The following is a 26,035-nucleotide window of genomic DNA, read 5'->3' as shown; positions in this document are numbered from 1 at the left end:
AGAACATAACCTGACGGGTATCGAAATGAGTCATCCCACGATCGAGTCGCTCGAAACGATCATTGTCGATCTGCCAACCATCCGCCCGCACAAGCTGGCCATGCACACCATGCAGCACCAGACCCTGGTGCTGCTGCGCCTGCGCTGCAGCGACGGCGTGGAAGGCATTGGCGAGGCCACCACCATCGGCGGCCTGAGCTACGGCAACGAAAGCCCCGACAGCATCAAGGTGAACATCGACAGTCACATCACCCCGCTGCTGATCGGTCAGCCCGCCGACAACATCAACGCCGCCATGCAGCGCATCGAGCGCAGCGTGCGTGGCAATACCTTCGCCAAGTCCGGCATTGAAAGCGCGCTGCTCGACGCCCAGGGCAAGCGCCGTGGCCTGGCGGTGAGCGAGCTGCTGGGTGGGCGCCTGCGTGACGGCCTGCCAGTGGCCTGGACCCTGGCCAGCGGCGATACCGCCCGCGATATCGCCGAGGCGGAACAGATGCTCGACGTGCGCCGCCACCGCATCTTCAAGCTGAAGATCGGCGCCGGCGAGGTGAACAAGGACCTGGCCCACGTCATCGCCATCAAGAAGGCCGTGGGCGACCGCGCCAGCGTGCGCGTGGACGTCAACCAGGCCTGGGACGAGGCCGTGGCCCTGCGCGCCTGCCGGGTGCTGGGCGACAACGGCATCGACCTGGTGGAGCAGCCGATTTCGCGCTACAACCAGGTCGGCCTGGCCCGCCTGAGCGCCAGCAGCCCGATCCCGATCATGGCTGACGAAGCCATCGAATCGGTGGAAGATGCCTACAACCTGGCCCGCCTGGGCGCCGGCACCATCTTCGCACTGAAAATCGCCAAGACCGGCGGCCCCCGCGCGGCCCTGCGCGCCGCCGCCATCGCCGACGCCGCGGGCATTGGCCTGTACGGCGGCACCATGCTCGAAGGCGGCATCGGCACCCTGGCCTCGGCGCACGCGTTCATCACCCTGCCGAAGATGGCCTGGGATACAGAACTGTTCGGCCCACTGCTGCTGACCGAAGACATCCTCGCCACCCCACCGGTGTACAAGGACTTCCAGCTGCACGTGCCCAGCACCCCGGGCCTGGGCCTGGAACTCGACGAAGAGCGCGTGGCCTTCTTCCGCCGCGACAAAGCCACCAAGGCCCACAGCCACAGCTGAGAGAGAACCGCCATGCTGTTCCACGTAAAGATGACCGTGAACCTGCCCCTCGACATGGACCTGGCCAAGGCCACGCGCCTGAAGGCCGACGAGAAGGAACTGGCGCAGCGCCTGCAACAGGAAGGCACATGGCGCCACCTGTGGCGCATCGCCGGGGCCTACGCCAATTACAGCGTGTTCGATGTGGCCAGCGTACAAGAGCTGCACGACACGCTGATGCAGTTGCCGCTGTTCCCGTACATGACCATCGAGGTGGACGCCATGTGCCGCCACCCTTCCTCGATCCACGAAGACGACCGCTGATAGGCGCCTGCCCCTGGCGCGCTGACTAATAAATATAAGATGAGGCCACACCCATGACTGTCAACATCTCGCAGACCGAACCGGTACAGCAGTTCCTCAAAGAAGCCAGCGGCGTGTTCAACGACGCCGGCAACCCACGGGTGAAAACCCTGATCCACCGCATGCTCAAGGACTCGGTGAAAATCATCGAGGACCTGGAGGTCACCCCGGAAGAGTTCTGGGCCGCGGTGAATTACCTCAACGTGCTGGGCGCGCGCCAGGAGGCCGGGCTGGTGGTGGCCGGCCTGGGCCTGGAACACTACATGGACCTGCAGCTGGATGCCCAGGACGAGGCCGCCGGCCAGTTGGGCGGCACCCCGCGCACCATCGAAGGCCCGCTGTACGTGGCCGGCGCGCCGCTGAGCCAGTACGAGGCGCGGCTGGACGACGGCAGCGACCCGGGCACCGTGCTGTTCATGCAGGGCCAGGTGAAAGATGTCGACGGCCAGCCGGTGCCCGGCGCCATCGTCGATGTATGGCAGGCCAACACCGGCGGCACCTATTCGTATTTCGACCCGTCGCAGAGCGAGTTCAACCTGCGCCGCCGCATCCAGGCCGACGGCCAGGGCCGCTATCGTTTCCGCAGCATCGTGCCCTCGGGCTACGGCTGCCCGCCCGACGGCCCCACCCAGCAACTGCTCGACCAGCTGGGCCGCCATGGCCAGCGGCCGGCGCACATCCACTTCTTCATCTCGGCACCGGGCCATCGCCACCTGACCACGCAGATCAACCTGGCCGGCGACAAATACCTGTACGACGATTTCGCCTACGCCACCCGCGACGAATTGGTGGCCGAGATCCGCTTCAGTGAAGATCAGGTGCAGGCGCAGAAACATGGGGTGAGCGGCCGGTTCGCCGAGATCGACTTCGACTTCACCCTGCAGGCCAGCGAAGTGCCGAAGGCGCAGCAGCGCGGCGAGCGCGTGCGCGCGTTGGAGGATTGACGCACACACCGTAGGAGCCGACCTTGGTCGCGATGCAGGCACTGCGGTGTGTCAGGCGGGGCCTCATCGCGCGCAAGCGCGGCTCCTACCGGGATCATTGCGGGGTGTAAAAAAAAGGGCAGCCCGTGGGCTGCCCTTTTTCGCTTAGTGGTGCTCGCGCGTCGCGCGGAATTTCACGTCAGGCCAGCGCTCTTCCATCAGCGCCAGGTTCACCCGGGTAGGCGCCAGGTAGGTCATGTGACCACCGCCGTCCACCGCCAGGTTTTCCACGGCCTTGTTCTTGAATTCCTCGAATTTCTTCTTGTCGGCGCAATCAACCCAGCGGGCCGACCACACGGTGATCGGCTCGTAGGAGCACTCCACCTTGTATTCTTCCTTCAGGCGGCTGGCCACCACGTCGAACTGCAGCACGCCCACGGCGCCGAGGATGATGTCGTTGCTGCGCTCGGGGAAGAACACCTGGGTGGCGCCCTCTTCGGCCAGCTGCTGCAGGCCCTGGCGCAGTTGCTTGGATTTCAGCGGGTCACGCAGGCGTACGCGGCGGAACAGCTCCGGGGCGAAGTGCGGGATACCGGTGAAGCCCAGGGCTTCGCCTTCGCTGAAGGTGTCGCCGATCTGGATGGTGCCGTGGTTGTGCAGGCCGATGATGTCGCCGGCGAACGCCTCTTCCAGCTGCTCACGCTCGGACGAGAAGAACGTCAGGGCGTCGCCGATGCGCAGGTCCTTGCCGGTGCGCACGTGGCGCATCTTCATGCCTTTCTCGTACTTGCCCGAGCAGATGCGCATGAACGCGATGCGGTCGCGGTGCTTGGGGTCCATGTTCGCCTGGATCTTGAACACGAAGCCGGTGAACTTCTCTTCCACCGGTTCCACGGTACGCTCGTGGGCCACGCGGGCCAGCGGGCGCGGCGCCCAGTCCACTACGGCGTCGAGCACGTGGTCGACACCAAAGTTGCCCAGGGCGGTGCCGAAGAACACCGGGGTCATCTGGCCGTTCATGAACTCGTCCTGGTTGAAGGTGTGGCATGCGCCCTGCACCAGCTCCAGTTGGTCGACAAAACGGTCGTACTCGTCACCCAGGTGCGCGCGCGCCTCATCGGAGTCCAGCTTCTCGATGATCTTGGTCTCGGTGCGTTCGTGGCCGTGGCCCGGGGTGTAGACGATGATGTAGTCGCCGGCCAGGTGGTACACGCCCTTGAAGTCGCGGTAGCAACCGATCGGCCAGGTGATAGGCGCTGCCTTGATCTTCAGCACCGCCTCGATTTCGTCGAGCAGCTCGATCGGGTCGCGAATGTCACGGTCCAGCTTGTTGATGAAGCTGACGATAGGCGTGTCGCGCAGGCGGCACACGTCCATCAGGGCGATGGTCCGCGGCTCTACGCCCTTACCGCCGTCGAGCACCATCAGCGCCGAGTCCACCGCGGTCAGGGTGCGGTAGGTGTCTTCGGAGAAGTCTTCGTGACCGGGGGTATCGAGCAGGTTGACCATGTGGTCGCGATACGGGAACTGCATCACCGAGGTAGTGATGGAGATGCCGCGCTGCTTCTCCATCTCCATCCAGTCGGACGTGGCGTGACGGTCGGACTTGCGCGACTTCACGGTACCGGCCACGGCAATGGCCTTGCCCATCAGCAAGAGTTTCTCGGTGATGGTGGTTTTACCGGCGTCCGGGTGGGAAATGATGGCGAAAGTGCGGCGTTTCGCGACTTCGGCGGCCTGTTGGGTCATGGGAAATCGCCTGCGAGGTGATTCAAAAAAGGGCGCCGATTATAGCTGAACCCGGGCCGAGCTGGAACCATGCGTCCAACTCGCCCGTCGCCAGGGGCTCAGGCCGTGGCGGGTGCGGCCTGGGGCAGCGTGTCGGTGGCGGCCTGCGGGCGGTACAGCATCACGTAGTAGGTGCCCAGGCAGATCAGCCAGCAGAAGATCGCCGCCCAGATGTTGTGCGACAGGAAGTGCGCGCCCTGGATCATGCGACCGATGGAGAACACCGTGCCCAGGCCAAAGGCGAACACCAGGCCGGCGCGGGCCATACGCGGGCGGCGGTCACGCAGCACGAAGAACAGCGAGAACAGGGTGAAACCGGTGGCCGCGTGGCCACCCGGCCAGCAGCGGCCCGGGCTGGAAGTGGCGGGGCGGTGCTCGAACAGCTTGCTGTAGGCCTGGGTGCCGCCGAACTCGGTCACGCTCCAGGGACACTGCACGCCGGTCAGCGCTTTCAGCGGCGCGGTGTAGCTGGTGGACAGCGACATGGCCACCACCAGGCACGCCAGTTCACGGCGGATCGGCAGCAGGCCCTTGACCAGGAAGCTGGCCAGGTAACCCAGGGCGCCCAGCACGCCGATGGCGATCACCACGCGCTTGGCCTGGTCATGCAGCACGTTTTCCAGCCAGTAGCTGTGCCGGCCGGCGAACGCCTGCTGCACCGGGTCGTAGAACCACTGTTCGATCACCATGTCGATGTCGGTCAGTTCCAGCAGGCACAGGGCGATGGCGATGACGGCAGGAATGCCGAGGCCGATCCAGAGGTTCAACGGGCGTGACGTGGGTCGCGGCAAGGTAGGTAGCATTTTATTGGGTAGTCCACGAGCGGAAGAAGCGGCACCCGGAGCGTCGGGCGCCCAGGGTTCAAATGACGCAGGCGTGCGGCCCCATGGGCCGCGCGGCGTGGACTATACGCTTTTGACTGGTCAAAATTTCGTCAAAAACAGGCAGGCGATTGTAGTCGTGTTTTCCACGCCCGCCACACCGCTGGGTCAATTAAGGGTGGCCAAATGCTGCCGCAGATGGGAACCTTTTAATAAGCGGAGACGTCCACTCCCCTGATTCGACCATTCGTCAGGGTGTTGCAAGAACGGCAAGTCAGCCTGACGAGGCTGCGCTTATGGCGCGCATCGACGCTGTTTCACAGCCGTCCGCGCGCTGCTTCTCGCGAACCCACCGTTGACCGCCAGGCATGGCTGTCGCCACCGACGGTGAGTGCGCCGACTGAAAAAATAGGAGTCCGCCTGTGGCTATTCGCTATGGCAAGGGGCTGATGGGGTGTGCGGCTGCCGTCGTCATCCTGGCCCTGCTGGTCCACTGGATCGGCATCAGTACCATCGAGCAGTACCAAGAAGATTTACTGTTTTACCTGCAAGCGCATCTGATCCTGGTAGTGGCCTCCATGGCCGCCGCACTGCTAGTGGGCATCCCCGCCGGCATTGCGCTCAGCCGACCGAACATGGTTGGCCGCGCCGAACGCTTCATGCAAATCTTCAACATCGGTAACACCGTCCCTCCCCTGGCCGTACTGGCCATCGCCCTGGGCATACTTGGCATCGGCAGCGGCCCGGCCATCTTCGCCCTGTTCCTCGCTTCCCTGTTGCCCATTGTGCGCAACACCTACGAAGGCCTGAAAAACGTTCAGGGCTCGCTCAAGGAAGCCGCCGTCGGCATCGGCATGACCCCGCGCCAAGTGCTGTTCCAGGTCGAACTGCCCAACACCGTGCCCATCATTGTCGGTGGCGTGCGCGTGGCCCTGGCGATCAACGTCGGCACCGCGCCGCTGTCGTTCCTGATCGGCGCCAACAGCCTGGGCAGCCTGATCTTCCCCGGCATCGCCTTGAACAATCAGCCGCAACTGTTGCTGGGCGCCGCCTGCACGGCGTTGCTGGCATTGCTGCTGGACGGCCTGGTGTCGATGGCCAGCCGCCTGTGGCTGGAACGCGGCCTGACTCGCTGAGCGAAGGAAATCACATGAAAGTACCAAGCATGCTGCTGGGCCTGGCCCTGCTGTGCGCGGGCGCTGCCCACGCTGCGGAAAAACCGCTGGTGCGCCTCGGCGCCCGGGTGTTCACCGAACAGTCGGTGTTGGCCGCCATCACCGCGCAATACCTCGATTCGAAAGGCTACAACGTGCAGGTCACCAGTGGCCTGGGCAGCAACCTGGCGCGCAGCGCCCAGGAGACCAACCAGCTGGACATGGTGTGGGAATACACCGGCGTGTCGCTGGTGTCCTATAACCACGTGACCGAGAAACTCGACAGCGCCGCCACCTACCAGCGGGTCAAGGAACTCGACGCCAAGAAAGGCCTGGTGTGGCTGACCCCGTCGAAGTTCAGCAACACCTACGCCCTGGCCCTGCCGGAAAACATCGCCAAGGCCTACCCCCAGGTCAACACCATCAGCCAGCTGAACCAGGTGCTGCGCGATGAACCGAAAAAAGGCCACGTGCTGGCCCTGGACACCGAGTTCGCCAACCGCTCCGACGGCCTGGTGGGCCTGACCCAGACCTACGACCTGCAGTTCACCCGCCGTGACATCCGCCAGATGGACGCCGGCCTGGTCTACACCGCGCTGCGCAACGGCCAGGTGTTCACGGGGCTGGTGTACACCACCGACGGCCGCCTGAACGCCTTCCACCTCAAGCTGCTGGAAGACGACAAGCACTACTTCCCCGACTACACCGCCGCCCCCGTAGTGCGCCGGGACTTCCTCGACGCCCACCCGGACCTGGCCGCCGACCTGAAACCGCTGGCCGAGCTGCTGGACGACGAGACCATGCGCCAGCTCAACGCCAAGGTCGACGTGCAGCACCTGAGCCCGACCGCCGTGGCGGCCGAGTTCCTGCGTGACCACCCCGTGCCCGCCGCCGCGAAGGAGCAGCCATGAGTTTCCTCGATACCTTTTCCCACCTGGACTGGGCGCAGGTGCTGCACCTGACCGGCCAGCACATCGCCCTGGTGGGCGTGGCGGTGAGCCTGGCGATTCTGGTGGGCGTGCCCCTGGGCATCGTCATGACCCGCTTCCCCGCCGCCGCCGGGGTGATGCAGGCCAGCGCCACGGTGCTGCTGACCATCCCCTCCATCGCGCTGTTCGGCCTGCTGCTGCCCTTCTATTCGAAGTTCGGCCAGGGCCTGGGGCCGCTGCCGGCCATCACCGCTGTGTTTCTGTACTCGCTGCTGCCCATCATGCGCAACACCTACCTGGCGCTGACCGGCGTGGAGCCGGGCATCCGTGAGGCCGCGCGCGGCATCGGCATGACCTTCGGCCAGCGCCTGCGCATGGTCGAGCTGCCCATCGCGGTGCCGGTGATCCTGGCTGGCGTGCGCACCGCCGTGGTCATGAACATCGGTGTCATGACCATCGCCGCCACCATCGGTGCCGGTGGCCTGGGTGTACTTATCCTCACTTCCATCAGCCGCAGCGACATGTCGATGTTGATCGTCGGCGCCGTGCTGGTGAGCGTCCTGGCGATCATCGCCGACCTCTTCCTGCAATGGCTGCAACGCGCCCTGACTCCCAAAGGATTACTCAAATGATCGAACTCCAGAACCTGACCAAGACCTTCACCAGCAACGGCAAGGAAGTAAAGGCCGTGGACGCCGTGAGCCTGACCGTCAACGAAGGCGAGATTTGCGTGTTCCTGGGCCCGTCGGGCTGCGGCAAGAGCACCACGCTGAAAATGATCAACCGCCTGATCACGCCCACCTCGGGCAAGGTGCTGATCAACGGCGAGGACACCACCGGCCTTGACGAGGTGACCCTGCGCCGCAACATCGGCTACGTGATCCAGCAGATCGGCCTGTTCCCGAACATGACCATCGAGGAAAACATCACCGTGGTGCCGCGCCTGCTGGGCTGGGACAAGCAGAAATGCCACGAGCGCGCCCGCGAGCTGATGAGCATGATCAAGCTGGAGCCCAAGCAGTACCTGCACCGCTACCCGCGCGAACTGTCGGGCGGCCAGCAGCAGCGTATCGGCGTGATCCGCGCGCTGGCGGCAGATGCGCCGTTGCTGTTGATGGACGAGCCGTTTGGCGCGGTCGACCCGATCAACCGCGAGATGATCCAGAACGAGTTCTTCGAGATGCAGCGGGCGTTGAACAAGACCGTGATCATGGTCAGCCACGACATCGACGAGGCCATCAAGCTGGGCGACAAGATCGCCATCTTCCGCGCCGGCAAACTGCTACAGATCGACCACCCGGACACCCTGCTGGCGCACCCGGTGGACGACTTCGTCAGCAACTTCGTGGGCCAGGACAGCACCCTCAAGCGCCTGCTGCTGGTGAAGGCCGAGGACGCCGCCGACAACGCGCCGTCGGTCAGCCCGCAGACGCCGGTGGCCGATGCCCTGGAGCTGATGGACGAGCACGACCGCCGCTACGTGGTCATGACCGACGCCCAGAATAAAGCCATGGGCTACGTGCGCCGCCGCGACCTGCACCGCCAGCAGGGCACCTGCCAGGATTACCTGCGCCCGTTCAACGCCACCGCGGCCTACGACGAGCACCTGCGCATCCTGCTGTCGCGCATGTACGAGTTCAACCGCGCCTGGCTGCCGGTGCTCAATGCCGAGAACGTATTCCTGGGTGAGGTGACCCAGGAATCCATCGCGGCGTACCTGAGCTCGGGCCGCTCGCGGGGGATGAAGACCAACATCGTGTCGCCGGCGGAGTTGGTGGAACAGGCCACCGTTTGATTGCAGGACGCGGCCTGCGGCCGCTGCTACGGAGATCCCCCGTAGCAGCGGCCGCCAGGCCGCGTCATGCCCACCCCGGTTTAAAACCCTAGACTGGCCTGCACATAGAACGTGCGCGGTTCACCCAGGTAGATGCCCGAATTGTTGTCGCTGGAACGGGTGAAGTACTGGCGGTCGAACAGGTTGCGCACCCCGGCGCCCAGCTTCAGGTTCGACAGCTGCTGGCCAAAGTCATACCCCCCGCGCACCTGCCAGGTCACGTAGCCGGGCATATCCCCATACTGCCCATCGGCACTGGGCTTGGTGATGTAGTTGCCGTTGAAGCTGCCATCGGCGTTCATGCCGGTGCCCGGCGCGCGCTGCTTCGATTGGGCGAAGGCGTCGAGGTTCCAGGTCCAGCGGTTCACTTCATAGCGCAACCCGGCGGTCGCCACCTGGCGTGAGTAGAACGGCAGGTCGCGGCCCTTGAAGCCCGGGATATCGCCCTGGTAGGTGGCGCGGGTGTAGGTGAACCCGGCGTTGGCGCTCAGGCCGTCCAGGCGTGGGTCCAGCGCGGCCAGGTCGTAGTGCACCGAGGCCTCGATGCCCTGGTGCTTGGTGGCGCCCAGGTTGGTCCAGCCGATGTCGTTGCTGATGTACTGCAGCTCGTGGTCGAAGTCGATGTAGAACGCCGTCAGCTCGCCACCCCAGGTGCCGTCGTCATAGCGCGTGCCGATCTCGTAGGTCTTGGCCCTCTCCGCCTCCAGGCCGCTGGCGGTCTGGTTGCCGATGCCGCCCTGGGCCAGCTGGAAGTATTGCAGGCTGCCGAACGAGGTCTCGTAGTTGGCGAACAGCTTCCAGGCATCCGACAGGTGATACATCACGCTCAGCGCCGGCAACGGTTCGTTGCTCTCGACGCTGCGGTCCTTCGCCTGCACGCGCACGCCGTTGGTGCCGAGCACCGGGCGCTCGTGCCAGTCGGTGCTGATGTGCTCGAAGCGCACGCCGGGGGTGATGGTCCAGTTGCCGACGTCGATCTTGTCGTCGATGTAGAACGCGGTGGCCTCGGTGCCGCCGGTGCGGTCCTGGGAAATATGGCCGTCGGAAGTCGGGGTGACCGTGGGCGTGTTGTCGATCAGCGCCAAGCGGCTGCTCTGTTCGTGCATGGCCTCCTTCAGGTAGCGCACGCCAATGCTGGCCTCCTGGCTGACGCTGTCGCCGATGAACAGGTGCGACAGCCGCGGCTCCACGGCGAAGGTGTGGTAGCTGCGCGGGTAGGACGACAGGGTTTTCTGGTCGCGGGCGGCGATGGTGCTGCCGCGGAAGCTGTCGGTGTAGTAGGTCAGCACTTCCAGCTGGGTGGCGTCGTCGATCTGGTGCAGCCACTTCAGCGAGACGTCCTTGCGGCGGCCGGTGAAGTTGTCGTAGTCGCGGTCGGACTGGTACGGGTTGTGGTCGTACTGGGCCTGGGTGAGGCCGCCGGGCATGTCGGCACGGGCGTCGTAGTAGTGGAAGTTCAGCGACACCTCGTCGCTGTCGGTCAGCGCCCAGTGGGTCTTGAACAGCACGTCGTCGATGTCGTTGCCGTTGTTGCTGCTGCGGTAGCCGTTGCCGTTCACCCCGGTGTACAGCAGGGCTGCACCCAGGCCGTTGTCGGCGGTGCCGCCGAGGAAGGTCGACTCGGTGTGCTTCCAGCCGCCGTGGGCCGAGGTTTCCAGGGTGGTGCTGACGTCACCGCTGAAGTCCTTAGGGATGGCGCGGGTGACGAAGTTGATCACCCCGCCGACGTTCTGCGGCCCGTAGCGCACGGAACCGGCGCCGCGCACCACGTCGATGCTGTCGAGGTTGCCGGCGGAAATCGGCGCCATGGACAGCTGCGGCTGGCCGTAGGGGGCGAACGCCGCAGGCACGCCATCGATCATCACCGTGGAGCGCGGCGACAGCCGTGAGGTCAGGCCGCGCACGCCGACGTTGAGGGCAATGTCGCTGCCACCGGTGCCGTTGGAGTCCTGCACCTGCACGCCGGGGATGCCGCGCAGCACGTCGCGCACGTTCATCGCGCCCTGCTCCACCATGGCTTCGCGGCGCACCACGGTGCGCGCGCCGGGGTGGTTCTGCACCACGGTCTTGTCGGCGTCGCCCAGCCAGTCGCCCACCACTTTCACGTCGGTGGGCGCCAGCTCGACGCTGCCTGTGGCGGCGGTCGGCTGGGCGGCGTGCAGCACCGCGCTGCCCTGGTTGATCTCATAGGTCAGCCCGCTGCCTGCCAGCAGCGCCTTCAGGGCCTGCTCGGGCGCCAGGTTGCCGGCGACGGCCGGGGCCTGCTTGCCAGCCACAAGGTCGGGGCTGAAGAACAGTTGCAGCGCGGTCTGCCGCCCCAGCTGGTTCAGCGCCGCGGCCAGGGGCTGGGCCTGGATCTGCACGCTGACCGGTGCCTGGTCGGCAAACGCCAGGGGGGCGACACTGCCGAAGGTAATGGCCAGCAGGCCCAGGGTTAACGCATTGAGCTTGTTGTTGTTCACGTCGTGGCTTGTCCTGAAGTTACAGTTGGCCAGGAAGACGAACCAGGGCAAAAAAACCTGAATCAGCGCGCGATAATTTCTGCCGAACCGTCGGCCAGGGTGCGCACGCTCACCGGCAGGATGCTCGGCAAGGCGCGCAGCAGGGCGTCGGTGTCATCGGCCTTGAACACGCTGCTCAGGCGCAGGTGGGCGGCCTTGCCGCTGACGTGCAGCGGTTGCTGGCGGTAGCGGGACACTTCGCGCACCACCTCGCTCAGCGGCGCGGCGCTGAACACCAGCTTGCCGCTGCGCCAGGCAGTGAGGTCGGCGGTGTTCACCGGGGCGGCCGGGCTCACCTGGCCGTCCTCGCCAATGCGCGAACCCAGGCCTGCGGTCAGCATCACCGGCGCGGCATGGCCCTGCACCCGCACGGTGCCGGACTCCACCGCCACCTGCACCTGGTCGGGGTCGCGGCGCACGTCGAAGCGCGTGCCAGTGACCGTCACCGTGCCGGCGCCAGCGCTCACCACGAACGGCCGCGACGGGTCATGGGCGACGCTGAACATGGCCTCGCCTTCCTGCAGCGTGACCTGCCGCTGGCCGTCGACGAAGCTCACCGACAAGCGCGTGCGGCTGTTGAGCTCCAGGTGCGAGCCGTCCGGCAGGTCGAACTGCCGCCGCTCGCCCAGCAGCGTGGCGAACTGGCCCTGGTAGGCCGGGTCATGGCGCAGCTGGGTGAACCAGCCCAGCCATACCGCCGCCGCGACAATACTGGCCGCCACCACGTAGCGAATGGCCTGGTGCCCGCGCAGGTGCTTGAGCGCGCGCATCATGTAGCGCTCCACCATGTTGCGGCTCAGGCCCATGCGCTCGGCGATCTCGGCCTGGCTCAGGCCCTCCAGCTTCTGCCAGACGAACACCTTGCGGCAGTTGGGCGGCAGCTCGTCCAGCGCCTTTTCCACAGCGTCGGCCAGCTGCACCGCCTGCACGAACGCTTCGGGGTCGGCGCCGGCGGCCGCGTCGGGCGCCAGCGCCAGGCTCTCCAGCGCGGCGCGCCGGTCTTCGCGGCGGTAGCCATCCACGGCGATGTTGCGCGCGGCCTGATGCAGGTAGGCACGTGGCTGCTGCACCTCCGCGGCCGGGGTTTCCAGCACGCGCACAAAGGCGTCGTGGGTCAGGTCCTCGGCGCGCGCACGGTCGCGCAGGCGGCGCGTCCAGGCGCCCAGCAGCTCCTGATAATGCTCGAGAAAACCGGGGTGGCCGCGCAGCTTGGAGGTCATGGTCGGCAGCTACTGAGGGGAGAAAGGGCGCGAATGGTAATGGTTACCATTAATGTATTGCAACTGTTACAGAGTGCCGTCCGCTGAGTGACAGACGACCCGCCGAAGTGGCAGGGACGCCACTTCGACGGGGCATTGACCTACCCGTGATCAATGGTCGTCATTGTGCTCCTTGCCCAGTTGCTGGATGTGCAAGGTGAGCTCCATGGCGGGGCCTGACTCGTCATTGACGTAGCAGTACCAGCTGCGGTGGGCGTCGTAGCGTTTGTAGGGCTTGAGCGTGCGGCCGTGGCGGGTTTCGATACGGACGTTGTCCAGCCGGCCATTTTTCAGCACCTCCAGGATAGGTTGTGGCTGGCCGTCGGCGAATATATAAGGTTGCCACAGCATCTCGGGCGTGGGCTTCAACGGATACAGGGCGATGTAGCCGCCGCTGCTGAAGCCGAAACGCTGGCCGATGCTGTTGAAGCGTCGCCCTTGGCCGTAGGTGTAGGAACGGATGTCATAGCCGGCGTAGCCCTTTTCGTCGTAGAAGCAGTCGAACTGGAACAGGTGGCGCTCACCTTCGGCGTAATTGGTCACGGTCAGCCATTCAACTGACTTGCGCCGCTCCTGCCCTGGCCCGTCCAGCAGAATTTCCGCGCAGTCCCAATGCCCTTCGAAATGTGGCGTCTGGCACTTGACCTCGGCCACGAACGATTTTTCTCGATTGATCCAACCCATGTCGATAGTTCCCTGTGCTTGCGCACGCAGTGTTTTGGCGTCGGGCGGCTTGCCCGGCGTTGCTGTGGAGCGGGGGCCAGTGTGGGCATCCTGGCGGGCGATAGTCAGAATGAAACGTCTCCCGCCGGCCAAACACCGGGAACATCAGGCTGTCATGTGGGTCGGTTACTAAAGAGGTGAAAAGGACGCCACGACGAACGCGTGTAAAAACGCGACATTTTTAGTTGATCTTGAGCCCCTCACGTCCTAAAGTTCGCGCCGACCGTCCATGCTGGAAACGATCCATCCGGCTCAAGTACTGACGACGAGACAGCAAGGCCATGAGGAAGCGTGCTTCCAGTGGCCTTTTTGCTTTCGGCGACATGCCTTGGGAAGTAGGCGAACCAAAGTGGGGATACGGAGGGCGGTCAAGAGAGGTGTGCACCGGGTGCCACCTTCACCCATGAATATTTTCAACGTTTGCCAGCAGGAGTCCCCAGCATGTCGATCCAGGTCGAAGACTATTTCGCGCGCGAAACCTTCCAGAAAATGAAGGCGTTCGCCGACAAGCAAGAAACCCCTTTCGTACTCATCGACACCCAGATGATCAGCCAGGCCTACGACGACCTGCGCGCCGGCTTCGAATTCGCCAAGGTGTACTACGCGGTCAAGGCCAACCCTGCGGTCGAAATCATCGACCTGCTGCGTGACAAGGGTTCGAGCTTCGACATCGCCTCCATCTACGAGCTGGACAAGGTCATGGGCCAGGGCGTCGGTCCTGAGCGCATCAGCTACGGCAACACCATCAAGAAGTCCAAGGACATCCGCTACTTCTACGAGAAGGGCGTGCGCCTGTTCGCCACCGACTCCGAAGCCGACCTGCGCAACATCGCCAAGGCCGCCCCGGGTTCGAAAGTCTACGTGCGTATCCTCACCGAAGGCTCGACCACTGCCGACTGGCCCCTGTCGCGCAAGTTCGGCTGCCAGACCGACATGGCCATGGACCTGCTGATCCTGGCCCGTGACCTGGGCCTGGTGCCGTACGGCATCTCCTTCCACGTGGGTTCGCAGCAGCGCGACATCAGCGTGTGGGACGCCGCCATCGCCAAGGTGAAGGTGATCTTCGAGCGCCTGAAGGAAGAAGACGGTATCCACCTGAAGCTGATCAACATGGGTGGCGGCTTCCCGGCCAACTACATCACCCGTACCAACAGCCTGGAAACCTACGCTGAAGAAATCATCCGCTTCCTGAAGGAAGACTTCGGCGACGACCTGCCGGAAATCATCCTGGAGCCGGGCCGTTCGCTGATCGCCAACGCCGGTATCCTGGTGAGCGAAGTGGTACTGGTTGCCCGCAAGTCGCGTACCGCCGTCGAGCGTTGGGTATACACCGACGTGGGCAAATTCAGCGGCCTGATCGAAACCATGGACGAAGCCATCAAGTTCCCGATCTGGACCGAGAAGAAAGGCGAAGTGGAAGAAGTGGTCATCGCCGGCCCGACCTGCGACAGCGCCGACATCATGTACGAGAACTACAAGTACGGCCTGCCACTGAACCTGGCCATCGGTGACCGCCTGTACTGGCTGTCCACCGGCGCCTACACCACCAGCTACAGCGCCGTGGAGTTCAACGGCTTCCCGCCGCTGAAGTCGTTCTACATCTAAGCGTTTGCGGCAATGAAGAAGCCCGGGCCATGTGCCCGGGCTTTTTTGTGAGCATCAGACCACCACCCGTTCGTAGCCGCTGCCGCAGGCTGCGCTGGCCCTTGCGTGCACCGGAGATTTTCAGGGTACACGCCGGCCAGCGCAGCCTGCGGCAGCGGCTACAGGGTGGCGGCCTTGGCGGCGTAGTGCGCCGCCATCGCCCGCACGCGCGCGTCATTGGCCTGCAACAACGCCGGCCCGCTCACCCGCAGGAAGTTCAGGTTGCCGCCCTCCAGCGCCCGCTGCAGCCAGTGCAGCGCCTCGTCCACCCTGCCCGCCTCGGCCAGCACCGCCGCGTGGCTGAACTGCCCGCGAAAATCCCCGGCCTCGGCCGAGCGCCGGTACCAGTCATGGGCCTGGGCCACGTCGGCCGCGCAGGCCATGCCGTTTTCCAGGTAGCGCCCCAGCAGGTTCATCGACTTGGCGTGGCCCATCAGCGCCGCGCGGCGGTAGCACACCAGCGCCAGCTCATGGTCCAGGGCCACGCCACGGCCGGTGCCCAGCAGGTTGGCGTAGTTGTACAGCGCCCAGTCCAGCCCAGCGGCGGCCGCTTCGCGGTAATGCAGCGCCGCTTGCCCGGCATCCGCCGCACCGCCCCAGCCATGCTCGCAGCAGCGCCCGAGCATGTTGCGCGCCATCAGGTGGCCGCCGTTGGCGGCAATCTCGAACCAGGTGCGCGCCAGCGCCGGGTCGCGTTCGATGCCCTGGCCGTCGAGCAGGATCTGCCCCAGCAGCGCCTGGGCATCGACGATGCCGGCGCGGGCCGCGGTCAGGATGGCCTGGGCGGCGCGCGCCGGGTTGGCATCGAGCATGGCGCTCAGGCGCTCGGCGTCGAGGATCTCTTCGCGGCGCAGCTCGAAGCCCATGTCAGACGTCCACCCAGCGGCGCAGCAGGTTGTGGTAGGTGCCGGTCAGGCGCACCAGCGACGGGTGGTCGGGCACGTCGCGGGTCAGGCTCTGGATGGCGCCGTCCATCTCGAACAGCAGCGCGCGCTGGCTGTCCTCGCGCACCAGGCTCTGGGTCCAGAAGAATGAGGCGAAACGGGTGCCGCGGGTGACGGCGTTGACCTTGTGCAGGCTGGTGCCGGGGTACAGCACCAGGTCGCCGGCCGGCAGCTTGACCCGCTGGGTCCCGTAGGTGTCCTGGATTTCAAGCTCGCCGCCGTCGTACTCGTCGGGGTCGCTGAAGAACAGCGTTGAGGACAGGTCGGTGCGCACCCGCTCCGGGTTGCCGCGGGCTTGGCGCACGGCGTTGTCGATGTGGAAATCGAAATTGCCACCGGCCGTGTAACAGTTCAGCAACGGTGGGAACACCTTGTGCGGTAACGCCGCTGACATGAACAGCGGGTTCTGCCACAGGCGCTCCAGCATCGCCGCGCCGATTTCCACCGCCAGCGGGTGCCCCTCGGGCAGCTGCAGATTGTGCTTGGCCTTGGCCGACTGGTGCCCGGCGGTGATCTTGCCGTCTGCCCAGTCCGCCTGTTCCAGGGCCTGGCGAATGCGCGCTACCTCCTCAGGGGAGAATATTCCGGGGATGTGCAGCAGCATGGCAAAGGCACCTGAAAACGTGAGGGCGCTAATGGTATTGATTCTTATTGACTGTGTACAACTGTCTGACGTACGAAATTGTAAAAACCGTAAGCAAAATGTGTAAAGAATGTAAATTCAGTGCGGATAGCACCGTGTCGCAATTGATACCTAATTTCATTTACCCTACATTCCGCCGCCTCGAACACCTTGGGGAAGGCCAAAAACAATGTCACGCCAACACGTTTATGTTCCTGTCAGCTCGCCACGCCTGCTGGTTTCCGCCATCGGCATGGCGCTGGGCGCCGCTTCGGTCGCGCAGTTCGCACAAGCCGCCGAAGACACCGACGCCAAGCAGACCGGCGCCATTTCGCTGGGCGCCACCAGCATCACCGGCGAGGCGCAAGAGCCTTCCTACCAGACCACCAAGTCGGCTTCGAGCAAATACACCGCACCGCTGACCGACACCCCACGCTCGGTCACAGTGATCCCGCAGCAGGTGATCAAGGACACTGCCGCCACCTCGCTGCAGGACGCCCTGCGCACCGTGCCCGGCATCACCTTCGGCGCCGGCGAAGGCGGCAACCCCCAAGGCGACCGCCCGTTCATCCGCGGCTTCGACGCCCAGGGCGACACCTATCTGGACGGCGTACGTGACACCGGCGCGCAGACCCGCGAGATCTTCGACATCGAGTCGGTGGAAGTCAGCAAGGGTCCGAACTCGGCGTTCGGCGGCCGCGGCTCGGCCGGCGGCAGCATCAACCTGGTGAGCAAGCTGCCCCAGGACCGTGACTTCCTTGACGGCGGCTTCACCTACGGCTCCGACCAGACCCGCCGCTACACCCTGGACGTGAACCGCAAGTTCCTCGACACCGCGGCCTTCCGCCTGAACCTGATGAGCCACGAGCAGAACGTGGCCGGCCGCGACGCGGTGAACTACGACCGTTGGGGCGTGGCACCGTCGGTGACCTTCGGCCTGGGCACCGAGAACCGCCTGAACCTCAGCTACTACCACGTGGAAAGCAACGACCTGCCGGACTCGGGCATCCCGTACGGCTACAGCTCCTCCACCGCCACCGCCCACGTGCACGACAAGCCCACCGACGGCGGCGACAGCAACAACTTCTATGGCCTGAAGGACCGCGACTTCCGCAAGACCCGCGCCGACATCAGCACCATCGCCTTCGAACACGACTTCAGCGACACCATGACGCTGAAGAATACCCTGCGCCACGGCAACACCGGCCAGGACTACATCCTGACCCAGCCAGACGACAGCCAGAAGAACGTCAACAAATACGGCACCGTGTGGCGCCGCGCCAACGCCCGGGTCAGCACCACCGAGACCACCACCAACCAGACCGACCTGTTTGGCGAGTTCAACGTGCTGGGGTTCAAGAACAGCTACTCCACCGGTGTCGAGTTCACCCGTGAAGAAAGCAAGGTCAGCGGCTACGCCTTCAGCAACCCGGCCAACACCAACCCGACCGCTGCCTCGCCAGGTGGCGTGGGTTGCCAGCCAGGCGAAACCTACGGCGGCACCTGCACCTCGCTGAGCAACCCGAACCCCGATGACGCCTACACCGGTACCATCACCCGCAGCCACGCCAGCGATGTCGACACCGTGGCCAACACCCGCGCCATCTATGCCTTCGACACCATCGAGCTGGACCCGCAATGGCTGCTGAACCTGGGCGCGCGCTACGACAGCTTCCGTACCACCGCGGACGCCGCCGCCACCGGCAAGACCACCAACAATTCCAACTTCTGGAACTGGCAGGCTGGCCTGGTGTTCAAGCCGACCGACAACGGCAGCATCTACGCCTCGTTCGCCACCTCGGCCACCCCGCCGGGCGCCATGCTCAACGAAGGCATCGACGGCAACCCGCTGACCGCCAACGGTAGTGTGCTGCAGAGCGACCTGGAGCCCGAAACCACCAAGAACTACGAGATCGGCACCAAGTGGGACGTGTTCCAGGACCGCGTGTCGCTGACCGCTGACATCTTCCGCACCGAGAAGGAAAACACCCGGGTACTGACCGCCACCAACACCTACGAGAACGCCGGCAAGACCCGCGTCGACGGCTTCGAGCTGTCGGCCACCGGCAAGATCACCGAGAAATGGCAGGTGTTCGCCGGCTACAGCTACCTGGACAGCGAGATCCTCAGCGGTGGCTTGTCGGGCCGTAACGGCGCGGTCACCGGTGGCGCCGCCACCGATGGCAAGGAACTGCCGAACACGCCGAAACACAGCGCCAGCCTGTGGACCACCTATCAAGTGGCGCCGAAGCTGACCATCGGTGGCGGTGCCTTCTACGTGGGCGAAGTGTGGGGTGACACGGCCAACACCGTGTACGTACCGTCCTACACCCGCTACGACGCCATGGCCGCGTACAAGCTGAGCAAGAACGTCGACTTCCAGCTCAACGTGCAGAACCTGACCGACAAGGTCTACTACGACAAGGCCTACGCCGCGCACTTCGCCAACCAGGCAGCCGGCCGCACCGTGTTGTTCAGCACCAACTTCCACTTCTGATAACCCGGAAGTGCCCGCAAGCCCCGCTCACTGGTTGAGCGGGGCTTTTGCGTGTTTGAGACGTGTTCGCAACTGATGCGGCATACTGCACGCCTGATCTGGCAAGGTGAATTAAGGTGTTGAAGAAAACACTGTTTCAAGTGCACTGGTTTTTCGGCATCACGGCAGGCCTGATCCTGGCCCTGATGGGCGTGACCGGCGCGATGGTGTCCTTCCAGGACGAAATCATGCAGGCCCTGAACCCCACCACCCTCAAGGTGCAGGTGCAGGACAGCGGCGTGCTGCCGCCTGCGGTGCTGGTGCCCAAGCTATCGGCGGCCCAGGGTAAATCGATCGCCGCGCTGTGGGTGGAGACCGACACCGGCCTGGCCTCGCGGGTGTTCTTCAGCCCGCCGCCGGGCGAGCGTCGCGGCGAGCTGCGCTACTTCAACGCCTACACCGGCGAGCTGCTGGGCAAGGTCACCGGCGAAGGCTTCTTCGGCTTCACCCTGCAACTGCACCGGTTCCTGGCCATGGGCGAGGTGGGCAAGAACATCACCGGGGCGTGCACGCTGATTCTGGTGTTTTTCTGCCTGTCCGGGCTGTACCTGCGCTGGCCGCGCCAGGCGTTGAACTGGCGCGCCTGGCTGACCCTGGACTGGGCCAAGAAAGGCCGCGCGTTCAATTGGGACCTGCACGCGGTGGCCGGCACCTGGGTGCTGTTCTTCTACCTGCTGCTGTCGGTGACCGGGCTGTTCTGGTCCTATGACTGGGTGCGCGAAGGCCTCACCGCCATGCTTGGCGACGCGCCCAAGGGCCAGCAGCGCGGCGGCCGCATGCAGCGCCCGATGCCGCCCAGCGGCCCGGTGGACATCAACTATGACGCGGTGTGGGACAGCATTCGCAACGAGGCCGGCCCGCAGCTGAGCGCCTACAACCTGCGCCTGGCGCCCCAGGGCCAGCCGGCGACGGTGTTCTACCTGCTCAAGGACGCCCCCCATGAGCGGGCGTTCAACAGCATGACCATCGAGCCCATGACCGGCAAGGTACGCCGCCACGAGCGCTTCGCCGACAAGGCCTTGGGTGGCCAACTGCTGGACAGCGTGTATGCCCTGCACGTGGGCAGCTATTTCGGCCTGGCCGGGCGGATTTTGAACACCCTGGCCGCGCTGACCATGCCGCTGTTCTTCGTCACCGGCTGGCTGCTGTACCTGGACCGCCGCCGCAAGCAACGCCAAGTGCGCGCTGCGCGCCAGGGCCTGGAGCCCGGCACCGGGCAAGGCGACGCCTGGCTGATCGGCTACGCCAGCCAGAGCGGTTTCGCCGAGCAACTGGCCTGGCAGAGCGCCGGCCAGCTGCAGGCGGCCGGCATTGCCGTGCGCGTGGAACCGCTGGCGCGCCTGGCCGAGCAGGACCTGCGCCAGGCCAGCAACGCGCTGTTCGTGGTCAGCACTTTCGGTGACGGCGAGGCGCCGGACAGCGCCCGTGGTTTCGAGCGCAAGGTGCTCGGCCAGGGTGGGTCGCTGGCGCAATTGAACTACGCCCTGCTGGCCCTGGGTGACCGCCAGTACCAGCACTTCTGCGGCTTCGGCCAACGCCTGCACCAATGGCTGGACGCGAGCGGCGCACGCCACGCGTTCGCCCCGGTGGAAGTGGACAGCGGCGATGCGCAGGCGCTGCAGCACTGGCAGGAGCAACTGGGCCAGCTCACCGGTGCCCAGCCGATCATGGCCTGGCAGGCGCCGCTGTATGAAGAGTGGACCCTGAGCGAGCGCCGGCTGCTCAACCCGGGCAGCCAGGGCGCACCGGTGTACCTGCTGGGCCTGACGCCGCCGGCGCCACACAGTTGGGAAGCCGGCGACCTGGTGGAAGTGATGCCGCGCCTGAGCACCGACGTGCCGCTGCAGACCCAGGCGCGGGAATACTCCATTGCCTCGCTGCCCGCCGACGGCCGCCTGGAACTGATTGTGCGCCAGGAGCGCCACCCCGACGGCAGCCTGGGTTTGGGCTCCGGCTGGCTCACCGAGCATGCGCCAGTGGGCGCGGCCATCAGCCTGCACTTGCGCCGCAACGCGGGCTTCCATGCCCCGCGCGACGCCGCGCCGGTCATCCTCATCGGCAACGGCACTGGCCTGGCGGGGCTGCGCAGCCTGCTCAAGGCGCGGGTGGCCAAGGGCCGTACACGCAACTGGCTGATCTTCGGCGAGCGCAACGCGGCGCATGACTTCCTCTGCCAGGGCGAGCTGCAAGGCTGGCTGGCCAGCGGCGACCTGCAGCGCCTGGACCTGGCGTTCTCGCGCGACCAGGCCAGGAAAATCTACGTGCAGGACCGCCTGCGCGAGCAAGCCTGCGAGGTGCGTGAGTGGGTGGCCGAGGGCGCGTTGATCTACGTGTGCGGCAGCTTGCAGGGCATGGCGGGCGGCGTGGATGAAGCACTGCGCGAGGTGCTGGGCGAGGCGACGGTGGAGTCACTGAGCGAGCAGGGGCGTTATCGGCGGGACGTGTATTGATTCTGCCGTAGCAACTGACTTCTGTGGGAGCTGGCTTGCCAGCGAGCTTTTCGGGCCTCAACAACTCGCTGGCAAGCCAGCTCCCACAGATGCGTTTGAGATTTATGCAGGCTGCAGCTTCTGCGCAAATACCGCCACGCCATCCAGGTCGCGCAAGGTCACCGTCAACTCCCCGCTCTGCCCTTCAATGCCCACCTCGCCAAAGAACTGGAAGCCGGCAAGCGGCGAGCTGTTCTGCGCCGGCGGCGCCTTCTGGAACACCACCTCGGGGCCGAAGGTCTTGTCCAGCGCATTGGGCCCGAACGCCCCGGCGTTCAGCGGCCCGGCAACGAACTCCCAGAACGGCTCGAAGTCCTGGAACGCTGCGCGGTCGGGGTGGTAGTGGTGGGCTGCGCAGTAGTGCACATCCGCCGTCAGCCACACATGGTTGCGCACTTTATTCTCGCGCAGGAACGCCACCAGCTCGGCCATTTCCAGCTCGCGGCCCTTCGGCGCACCCGGGTCGTTGTTGGCAATGGCTTCCCAGCGTTCCACGCCCGGGCTCACCTCGCCGTCCGGCACGCCCAGGCCGATGGGCATGTCAGCCGCCACCACCTTCCACTGGGCGGTGGAGGCCTTCAACTGCTGCTTCAACCAGTCCAGCTGCGCGCGGCCCATGAAGGCGCTGTCGGCGCTCATCTGCTCCTGCAGGTTGGCGCTGTTGCCGCCGCGGTAGCTGCGCATGTCCAGCACGAACACGTCCAGCAGCGGCCCGTAGCTGAGCTTGCGGTAGATGCGCCCGCCGTTGTCGGCCTGCTGGCGGCGCATGGGTGAATACTCCAGCCACGCCTGGCGCGCGCGGCTCACCAGCACATTGATGTCGCGGGTCTGGTAGCGCTCGTCCAGTTGCTTGCTGGGCGACCAGTTGTTGATCACCTCGTGGTCGTCCCACTGCCAGATCTGCGGCACCTCGGCGTTGAAGCGGCGCAGGTTTTCATCCAGTAGGTTGTAGCGGTAGTTGCCGCGGTATTCGTCCAGGGTCTCGGCCACCTTGCTCTTGGCTTCGGTGGTGATGTTGCGCCAGATGCGCCCGCCTTCCACCGTGAGCTGCGCCGGCACCGGGCTGTCGGCGTAGATGGTGTCGCCGCTGTGGATAAAGAAGTCCGGCAGGCGCAGGCGCATGGCCTCGTAGATGCGCATGCCACCGATGTCCGGGTTGATGCCGAAGCCCTGCCCTACCGTGTCACCGCTCCACACGAAGCGGATGTCGCGGCGCTGGCTGGGCGCGCTGCGCAGGTGGCCGAACCAGGGCTCGCTGGCGACGCCGGTCTGGGCGTCCTCGAAGGTGACGCGGTAGAAAATCGCCTGGTCCACCGGCAGCCCGCTCAGTTCCACCCGTGCGGTGAAGTCGGTGCGCGCATCGGCCAGCGCCGAGATGAAGCGGCGCGGGTTGCTGAACACGCTGCGGGTGTCCCACTCCACCACCATGCGCGCTGGCCGGTCGGTGCGGCTCCATACCATGGCCTTGTCCCCCAGCAGGTCGCCGGACTGCACGCCGTCGGTCAGCTGCGGGCGGTCCTTCACCGAGGCGATCACGGCGGGCGCCAGGCCCGGCAACAGCAGGCCGGCGCCAGCCACTTGCAGCAGACGGCGGCGGGGGAAGGTGAAATCGGTCATGGCGCGCGGCTCCCTGTTCGCGGAAAAGGGCTCAGTAGAGCGCATGCGCGTGAAGGGGGTGTGACAACCCTGCGGGCACGACCTGACCGTGCCTGGGGAGCAAGGCGTTTCCCATCAATGTGTTTGCAGAAGGTGAAGCCAGCTGGTTCGAGCGGGAAATACAGGGCGGTGCGGCGTGTGATTAAAGCGCTGCTTGCCCACGCTGCAGGCGTTGGCCGTAGACGTTCAGGGCGTCGCAGCCGTTTTCCAGCAGCAGCGCGCAGCCGGTGGCGAAGTGGCTCAGGTCATCGTCGTCCAGGGAGCGGTAGCCCATGCACGACAGGCTCTTGAGCATGTCACGCACGGCGCGCACGCGGGCATCGGCGAACTGGAACAGGTCGGCCATGGGCGCATCGGCGTCGATGAACAGGACGGGGTTGGAGGTGCAGTTGCTGTCGCAGGGTAAAAAGTCAGACATGGGACATTCCGTTGAAAAGGTGGGCCACGCCCGAAATGGGTGGCGGCTGTGCGCGGGTTGACAGACCGAAGTATCTACCACCCTCCGGCGCGCCCAGCTGGGCGCCCCGCGCACAGCTACCGCTACGTGCATGGAAATAGTAGATAGGGATTCGAGCTGTCAAACCCGGCCATCCGTGTGGATGCCGGAGGGCAATATCCCCCTGTTTGGAGGCATCGACAACCCCCAAAAAGCAACTTGGGAAATGTCCTACAGCCCGGGTTCCGTGGGGTCTGACAGGGTGCCTGATCGTTGCGCGGGGCCCTCGGACGCGGCCTCACGGCCGCTGCTACAGGACGTCCCTTGGACCCGTAGCAGCTGCCGCAGGCGGCGTCCGCGGTTTGCAGGGTGCCCGATCATTGCGCGGGGCCCTCGGACGCGGCCTTGCGGCCGCTGCTACAGGACGTCACTTGGCCCCGTAGCAGCTGCCGCAGGCGGCGTCCGCGGTTTGCAGGGTGCCCGATCATTGCGCGGGGCCCTGGGACGCGGCCTTTACGCCGGCTCGGCCGTCAGCTCCACCACTTCGGCCTTCTTGATCACCGCATACACCACCGCCGTCACCACCGCGCCAGCGATGATCGCCAGCAGGTACAACAACGCATGGTTGATGGCGTTGGGGATAAGCATCACGAAGAGGCCGCCGTGGGGCGCCATGAGTTTGCAGCCGAAGTACATGGACAGCGCGCCGGTGAGCGCGCCGCCGGCGATGCTGGCGGGGATGACGCGCAGCGGGTCCTTGGCGGCGAAGGGGATGGCGCCTTCGGAGATGAAGCACAGGCCCAGCACCAGCGCCGCCTTGCCGGCTTCGCGCTCGCTTTGGGCGAATTTGCGCCGGGCCAGGAAGGTGGCGATGCCCAAGCCGATGGGCGGCACCATGCCGGCGGCCATGGTGGCGGCCATGGGCGCGTAGCTTTGCGAGGCCAGCAGGCCCACCGAGAAGGCGTAGGCGGCCTTGTTGATCGGCCCGCCCAGGTCGACGCACATCATGCCGCCCAGCAGCACGCCCAGCAGGATGGCGTTGGTGGTGCCCATGCTGTCGAGGAAGTGGGTGAGCGCCTCGAGCATGCCGGCCACCGGCTTGCCCACCACGTAGATCATCACCAAGCCGGTGAACAGGCTGGCCAGCAGCGGGATGATCAGGATCGGTTTCAGCGCCTCCAGGCTGGCTGGCAGCCGCGCGTAGCGGTTGATGGCCTTGGCCGCGTAGCCGGCAATGAAGCCGGCGACGATGCCGCCGATGAAGCCTGCGCCCAGGGTGCTGGCCAGCAGGCCGCCGATCATGCCGGGGGCCAGGCCCGGGCGGTCGGCGATGGAATAGGCGATGTAGCCCGCCAGCAGCGGCACCATCAGCTTGAAGGCGCTGTCACCGCCGATCTGCATCAAGGCGGCGGCCAGGGTGCCGGGCTCCTTGAACGCGGTGATACCGAACACGAACGACAGGGCGATCATCAGGCCACCCGCCACCACCATGGGCAGCATGTACGACACGCCGGTGAGCAGGTGCTTGTAGGCGCCGGTCTTTTCCTGCTTGGCCGGGGCGGCGTTGCCCGCGGCCGCTGCCGACTCGGGCTTGCCTTCGGCCAGGGCCTTGTCGAGGATCGACGCGGCCTGCTTGAGGGCGATGCCGGTGCCGCAGCGGTAGATGCGCTTGCCGGCGAAACGCTCGGTGGCCACGTCGATGTCGGCGGCCAGCAGCACCACGTCGGCGTCCTGGATGGCGGCGGCGCTGAGCGGGTTGCGCGCGCCGACCGAGCCCTGGGTCTCGACCTGCAGGTCGTAGCCCTTCTGCTTGGCAGCGGTCTGCAGGGCCTCGGCGGCCATGAAGGTGTGCGCCACGCCGGTTGGGCAGGCGGTGATGGCCACCAGCCGTGGGGCGCGGTCGCTGACTACGGCAGCCGCGGCCACCGGCGCTTGCGCCTCATGCACGCGGGCCTGCTCGGCGGCCTGGCGCAGGAAGCCGTCGGCGTCCTGCAGGGCGGCGGCCGGCGTGCTCTGGAACAGGCGTTTGCCAACGAAGCGGCTGAGGTCGATGGGCCCGGTGTTGACTACCAGCACCCAGTCGGCGGCTTCGATGGCCGCCGGCGAGAGTTTGTTTTCCGGGTGTTGCGGGTCGTGCACTTCGACGCTGGTGCTCCAGCCCTGGCGCTGGGCCACGGCATCGAGCAGGCGGGCGCTGAGCACGCTGGAGACGCGGCCGCTGGGGCAGGCCGTGACAATGGCAAGTTTCATCGCAATCCCT

The 26,035-nt window shown here is 65.6% G+C and carries 20 protein-coding genes; 10 read left to right on the top strand and 10 right to left on the bottom strand.

All coding sequences use genetic code 11. The annotated features are described in order from the left end of the window. Positions 1–25: 25 nt before the first annotated feature. From AC0J42_RS04605 to catA, 3 genes are read left to right on the top strand one after another with little or no spacing between them, the layout of a single operon-like run. The gene (locus tag AC0J42_RS04605; protein WP_473005368.1) at positions 26–1,174 is read left to right on the top strand and encodes a muconate cycloisomerase family protein; all 1,149 of its coding nucleotides are present in this window, start codon (positions 26–28) and stop codon (positions 1,172–1,174) included. A gap of 12 nt (positions 1,175–1,186) precedes the next feature. Continuing rightward, complete coding sequence (gene catC / locus AC0J42_RS04600) at positions 1,187–1,477, top strand: muconolactone Delta-isomerase (protein ID WP_473005366.1); 291 nt, start codon at positions 1,187–1,189, stop codon at positions 1,475–1,477. A 53-nt stretch (positions 1,478–1,530) separates the two neighbouring features. Next, the gene (gene catA / locus AC0J42_RS04595) at positions 1,531–2,460 is read left to right on the top strand and encodes a catechol 1,2-dioxygenase (protein WP_416422467.1); all 930 of its coding nucleotides are present in this window, start codon (positions 1,531–1,533) and stop codon (positions 2,458–2,460) included. A gap of 144 nt (positions 2,461–2,604) precedes the next feature. On the opposite strand, the gene AC0J42_RS04590 is transcribed toward catA, so the two are convergent. Further along, positions 2,605–4,188 (bottom strand): peptide chain release factor 3, encoded by a 1,584-nt coding sequence (locus AC0J42_RS04590; RefSeq protein ID WP_416422466.1) that lies wholly within the window; start codon positions 4,186–4,188, stop codon positions 2,605–2,607. A 98-nt stretch (positions 4,189–4,286) separates the two neighbouring features. Further along, on the bottom strand, positions 4,287–5,030 hold the full coding sequence (locus AC0J42_RS04585; protein ID WP_416422465.1) for a phosphatase PAP2 family protein: 744 nt from the start codon (positions 5,028–5,030) through the stop codon (positions 4,287–4,289). A 467-nt stretch (positions 5,031–5,497) separates the two neighbouring features. Here AC0J42_RS04585 and AC0J42_RS04580 point away from each other — a divergent pair, with 467 nt between their 5' ends. The 4 genes from AC0J42_RS04580 to AC0J42_RS04565 are packed head-to-tail and all read left to right on the top strand — an operon-like array spanning position 5,498 to position 8,926. Beyond that, on the top strand, positions 5,498–6,184 hold the full coding sequence (locus AC0J42_RS04580; protein WP_473006812.1) for an ABC transporter permease: 687 nt from the start codon (positions 5,498–5,500) through the stop codon (positions 6,182–6,184). A gap of 14 nt (positions 6,185–6,198) precedes the next feature. Then, positions 6,199–7,113 (top strand): glycine betaine ABC transporter substrate-binding protein, encoded by a 915-nt coding sequence (locus AC0J42_RS04575; RefSeq protein ID WP_416422464.1) that lies wholly within the window; start codon positions 6,199–6,201, stop codon positions 7,111–7,113. Further along, on the top strand, positions 7,110–7,763 hold the full coding sequence (locus tag AC0J42_RS04570) for an ABC transporter permease (protein ID WP_416422463.1): 654 nt from the start codon (positions 7,110–7,112) through the stop codon (positions 7,761–7,763). Before AC0J42_RS04575 ends, AC0J42_RS04570 begins: the two co-directional genes overlap by 4 nt. Then, complete coding sequence (locus AC0J42_RS04565; RefSeq protein WP_473005365.1) at positions 7,760–8,926, top strand: osmoprotectant ABC transporter ATP-binding protein OsmV; 1,167 nt, start codon at positions 7,760–7,762, stop codon at positions 8,924–8,926. The genes AC0J42_RS04570 and AC0J42_RS04565 overlap by 4 nt, the downstream gene beginning before the upstream one ends. Before the next feature lie 80 nt (positions 8,927–9,006). Here the strand turns inward: AC0J42_RS04565 and AC0J42_RS04560 are convergent, their stop codons facing one another. The 3 genes from AC0J42_RS04560 to AC0J42_RS04550 form a co-directional block, all read right to left on the bottom strand. Next, entirely contained in the window at positions 9,007–11,427 is a 2,421-nt protein-coding gene (locus tag AC0J42_RS04560) for a TonB-dependent siderophore receptor (protein WP_473005364.1), read from the bottom strand. Positions 11,428–11,489: 62 nt separating this feature from the next. Further along, positions 11,490–12,686: a sigma-70 family RNA polymerase sigma factor gene (locus tag AC0J42_RS04555; RefSeq protein WP_473005363.1), complete on the bottom strand. Its 1,197-nt coding sequence runs from the start codon at positions 12,684–12,686 to the stop codon at positions 11,490–11,492. Positions 12,687–12,836: 150 nt separating this feature from the next. After that, positions 12,837–13,409, bottom strand: coding sequence for a hypothetical protein (locus AC0J42_RS04550; RefSeq protein ID WP_473005362.1), 573 nt, complete (start codon positions 13,407–13,409; stop codon positions 12,837–12,839). Positions 13,410–13,889: 480 nt separating this feature from the next. Here AC0J42_RS04550 and AC0J42_RS04545 point away from each other — a divergent pair, with 480 nt between their 5' ends. Continuing rightward, positions 13,890–15,053, top strand: coding sequence for a type III PLP-dependent enzyme (locus tag AC0J42_RS04545; RefSeq protein ID WP_158152702.1), 1,164 nt, complete (start codon positions 13,890–13,892; stop codon positions 15,051–15,053). Between the two features lie 158 nt (positions 15,054–15,211). Here the strand turns inward: AC0J42_RS04545 and AC0J42_RS04540 are convergent, their stop codons facing one another. Together AC0J42_RS04540 and AC0J42_RS04535 are read right to left on the bottom strand one after the other, a co-directional pair. Continuing rightward, the gene (locus tag AC0J42_RS04540; RefSeq protein WP_473005361.1) at positions 15,212–15,958 is read right to left on the bottom strand and encodes a tetratricopeptide repeat protein; all 747 of its coding nucleotides are present in this window, start codon (positions 15,956–15,958) and stop codon (positions 15,212–15,214) included. Between the two features lies 1 nt (position 15,959). After that, the gene (locus tag AC0J42_RS04535; RefSeq protein WP_416422457.1) at positions 15,960–16,640 is read right to left on the bottom strand and encodes a Fe2+-dependent dioxygenase; all 681 of its coding nucleotides are present in this window, start codon (positions 16,638–16,640) and stop codon (positions 15,960–15,962) included. Between the two features lie 208 nt (positions 16,641–16,848). Between AC0J42_RS04535 and AC0J42_RS04530 the strand changes: the two genes are divergently transcribed. Together AC0J42_RS04530 and AC0J42_RS04525 are read left to right on the top strand one after the other, a co-directional pair. Continuing rightward, positions 16,849–19,155, top strand: a complete 2,307-nt coding sequence (locus AC0J42_RS04530) for a TonB-dependent receptor (RefSeq protein WP_416422456.1) — start codon at positions 16,849–16,851, stop codon at positions 19,153–19,155. Positions 19,156–19,271: 116 nt separating this feature from the next. Continuing rightward, complete coding sequence (locus AC0J42_RS04525) at positions 19,272–21,644, top strand: PepSY domain-containing protein (protein WP_473005360.1); 2,373 nt, start codon at positions 19,272–19,274, stop codon at positions 21,642–21,644. A gap of 102 nt (positions 21,645–21,746) precedes the next feature. Here AC0J42_RS04525 and AC0J42_RS04520 read toward each other — a convergent pair whose 3' ends face one another. From AC0J42_RS04520 to AC0J42_RS04510, 3 genes are all read right to left on the bottom strand, one after another. Beyond that, positions 21,747–23,300, bottom strand: coding sequence for an alkaline phosphatase D family protein (locus tag AC0J42_RS04520; RefSeq protein ID WP_473005359.1), 1,554 nt, complete (start codon positions 23,298–23,300; stop codon positions 21,747–21,749). 181 nt (positions 23,301–23,481) lie between these two features. Continuing rightward, the gene (locus AC0J42_RS04515; protein WP_416422453.1) at positions 23,482–23,757 is read right to left on the bottom strand and encodes a hypothetical protein; all 276 of its coding nucleotides are present in this window, start codon (positions 23,755–23,757) and stop codon (positions 23,482–23,484) included. Positions 23,758–24,288: 531 nt separating this feature from the next. Next, positions 24,289–26,025, bottom strand: coding sequence for a PTS fructose-like transporter subunit IIB (locus tag AC0J42_RS04510; protein WP_416422452.1), 1,737 nt, complete (start codon positions 26,023–26,025; stop codon positions 24,289–24,291). Positions 26,026–26,035 lie beyond the last annotated feature (10 nt).

It is taken from the genome of Pseudomonas sp. Tav-5-1A (genome assembly GCF_055755055.1).
This window is presented reverse-complemented; position numbering and strand designations above follow the sequence as displayed.